The organism is Mesorhizobium sp. M2A.F.Ca.ET.067.02.1.1, from assembly GCF_004023285.1.
Taxonomy (GTDB): Bacteria; Pseudomonadota; Alphaproteobacteria; order Rhizobiales; family Rhizobiaceae; genus Mesorhizobium.
In genome coordinates, this window is sequence record NZ_RZSB01000646.1 from 1 (window position 1) to 3,453 (window position 3,453).

3 protein-coding genes are annotated in these 3,453 nt (G+C 63.6%); all 3 read left to right on the plus strand.

All coding sequences use genetic code 11. From position 1 onward, the window contains the following. A partial coding sequence (locus EOA28_RS39090) for a hypothetical protein (RefSeq protein ID WP_210214969.1) occupies nt 1–1,001 on the plus strand: 1,001 nt, incomplete at its 5' end. A gap of 54 nt (nt 1,002–1,055) precedes the next feature. Continuing rightward, nucleotides 1,056–1,454, plus strand: a complete 399-nt coding sequence (locus EOA28_RS29265; RefSeq protein ID WP_126082684.1) for a hypothetical protein — start codon at nt 1,056–1,058, stop codon at nt 1,452–1,454. A 142-nt stretch (nt 1,455–1,596) separates the two neighbouring features. After that, nucleotides 1,597–3,453, plus strand: a 1,857-nt coding sequence (locus EOA28_RS29270) for an ABC transporter transmembrane domain-containing protein (RefSeq protein WP_189342231.1), incomplete at its 3' end; no start/stop codon positions are given.

The window sequence follows — 3,453 nt, forward strand, 5'->3', positions numbered from 1 at the left end:
GGAGCAGCACTTGGTCCGACGCTCCTGGCGCGGACGGGTTCAAGTCGCTGAACGTGACCTTCAACAACTACACAATCGACTCCCACTCCACTGTGACCGTCAACAGCTCGCTCGGGACGCTGACGACAACCGATGTGAACGGGAACTATGTCTTCAACGGGACGATCACCGACGACTTCACTAACGACGGCATCGTCAACCCTCAGCCGGTGGCGTTCAAGCTGACATTCGATGCGGTCGATCCGGGGTCCGGCAACTACAAGATCGAGCTGACAACCCCGCCCGGAACGATAACGACGGTTTCGTCCGCGAACGGAAGCCTCGATGCGGGCGGGCCGGATCCGGTGCGGACGCTGACGATCGGAAACCGCTCGATCGTATTCTCCGCAGTTAATGCCACGACCAATCCGACCAGTATCAAGGGCTTCCTCGACGCGAGCGAGAGCCAAATCCAGACCAACGCCACGTATCTCAGCCCGGCGCAGATGAACGTCAGCACGTCGGGCATCGGGCTCGGCAACAACAACTTCGATGGCAACGCCAATGCCGGCGTCGACGGCGCGACGACACAGGGAGGTGCCTTCGATGAGAGCTTTGTGATTGACCCGACGGCTTTCCTGGTCAGCAGCATGAAGATCTTCATCGACAATTCGGTCGGCGGCTACGACCCCTCGACCGAGGGCATCTTCTACAGGACCTACACCCGCAACGCCGACAACTCGATCACCGTGGGCGCGATTACCAAGGTGGAGAGCGCGGATCTGTACCAAGAAGCCGGCGGGCAAGTGAGCTTCGTCATCCCCTCCATCGACCAAAAGAACGACTTGGACGCGGTCCAGCTCTTCATGGGTTCGGGCACCGTGAAGGTCCCGGTGATCGAGTTCAATATTTCCAACACGTTCAACCCGGAGGCGCTCGACATGAACTTCACGGCAACCATCGCCGATGGCGATAATGATACCAAGAGCGACCCGTTCGCGATCCACGTCGCGATTGCTTAACGCGCATGAGCAGCGGCCGGGCCGAAAGCCCGGCCGCTTTTTTGGGGTAGGTAAATGGACGTAGTACCCGAAACCTTTGTCGATGCGTTTGGCGAGATTTCGCTCAAGCACGGCATGATCCGCATTGATCTGGTCTCGCTGTCCGGCTCCGAGCCGCGCGTGACGCAGCGGCTGATCACCAGCCTGCAGGCCTTCTCTCAAATGCTGCAGACGCAGAACGGCATGCGCGAACAGCTAGAGAAGGCGGGCGTGCTGCGGTCGCAGCAGCCGTCGTCACCGGGAGCCGAGCCGGGCTCCCAGCCCACTTCTCCCCTGCCGGTCGGGGAGGAAACGGCAGATGCTGGAGCAACGGTGGTGCGGCTGATGCCGCAGGCGGCATTGCCTGCGGCGGCAACGCCCGCGGCGACCGCGCGGCGGCGGCCGAAATCGCCAAATTTCAGCGACGAGCAATAGCCCAAATGCGTCGGTGCTTCATGCCCAACACAGCCCCTCTCCGCCCGTCATGGCGCAGCGGAAGCGGGAGCACGCCGAGGCCCGTTTGCGTCACGGCGCTCGTCCACGCGCCGACCTGCCGACATGCCGCGGAGCGAGAGCCATGAACGATCTCTATGGCGAACTGAATCGCTGGTTGTCCGATGCGCTCGCCACCCTCGCCGCCGCCGGGCACGGGCCGGTCGAGTGGCTCCACAGGCCGAGTCCCCCGGTTCAGTTCCTGCTGTGCACGGTGCTCGTATGGCTCGTCCTCACCTGGATGACCCAAACGCGCTCCTCCACCCTTCGCGCCGCCAAGCCTGATAATCTGCGCGGTACCGTGGAAGGGTCTCCGGTCGAAACAGCACTGCAGTGCCTTGTCGCCATCGGGCGGCACTACGGCATCGATCTTTCCCCCGAGCGCATCAAGCACGACTTTGCGCTGAGGCCCGATGACGACATCACCCGGCTGCTGCCGAAGATCGCCCGCAGCAGCGGCATGCGCAGCCGCAAATTAAAGGTCGGCTGGAAGGACCTGCAACGCCTCGGCGACGCCTATCCGGTGATCGCCCGGCTGACAAATGGCAACAGCGTCATCCTGCTCGGATTCAACGAGAACAAGGTTGGAGTCCTCGACCCCCTCGCTGACTGCCTCGACGTATTACCCCTCGACCAGGCGACGTTCTGCAGGAAGTGGACCGGCGAGCTCCTGCTGCTGCGCCGCACATTCGCGCTGGCGGATGAGAGCCGGCCGTTCGGCTTTACCTGGTTCCTCCCGGAAGTCGTCCGCAACGGCGCGATGTTCCGCGACATCGCGGTGGCCGCGGTCGCGCTGCAGGTGCTGGCGCTTGCCCTGCCGATCTTCATCCAGATCACCGTCGACAAGGTGCTCGTGCACCAGGCCTATACGACGCTCGTTGTGCTCGCCATCGGGGTCAGCGCCGCAGTCCTGTTCGATGCGGTTTTCAACTATCTCAGGCGCATCCTGCTGGTCTACGCCTCGGCACGGATCGATGTGCGCACCTCGATCCGCACCTTCGCGCGTCTGCTGTCGTTGCCGATCGATTTCTTCGAGCGCGCCTCGGCCGGCGTCATCACCAAGCACATGCAGCAGGTCGAGAAGATCCGGGAGTTTCTGACCGGCCGCCTCTTTCTGACGTTGCTCGACGCCACCTCGCTGCTGGTCATCGTGCCGCTGCTGTTCCTCTACAGCGGTCGTCTCGCCACAATGGTGCTCGGCTTTTCCGCCGTCACCGCCTGTGTGATCGGCGGGCTGATCCCGCTCTACCGCCGCAAGTTGCGCGTCCTCTACGAGGCCGAAGGGCAGCGTCAGGCCTATCTCGTCGAGACCATCCACGGCATGGAAACGGTCAAAGGGTTGGCGACCGAGCCCTTGCGCCAGCGCGACTGGGACGCGCTCTGCGCCCAGGCCGCCGAGTCGCGGTTCGACGTCGGGCGGATTTCTACCTCGGCGCAGGCGGTGATCGGGCTTCTCGAAAAGCTGCTGACGGTTGCGGTCGTCGGCTTCGGCGCCCTGCTAGTCTTCGACAACCAGATGACGGTGGGCGCGCTGATCGCGTTCAACATGCTGTCGGGCCGGGTCACCACGCCGCTCTCACAGATCGTCGGTCTGGTGCAAGGCTACCAGGAGGCCGGGCTCTCGGTGCGAATGCTCGGCAACATCATGAACCGCAGTCCGGAGCGGCCACCGAATGTGCGCGGCCTGCGCCCGCCGATCGCGGGCACTGTCGAGTTCGAGCATGTGATCTTCCGCTACAGCGACAGCGCTCCGCCGGCCCTGAACGACGTGTCGCTGACCATCCCGGCCGGTTCGGTTTTCGGCATCGTCGGGCGCAGCGGCTCGGGCAAGTCGACATTGACGCGGCTGATGCGCGGCACGTACCCGATCCAGCACGGCTCGGTGCGGATCGACGGTCATGAAATTCGCGAGCTCGACCTCCCGCATCTGCGCAGCAATGTC

Bases quoted from the DNA above. Each gene is read 5' to 3' on its own strand.
- EOA28_RS29265 (WP_126082684.1), top strand. From the start codon at position 1,056: ATGGACGTAGTACCCGAAACCTTTGTCGATGCGTTTGGCGAGATTTCG.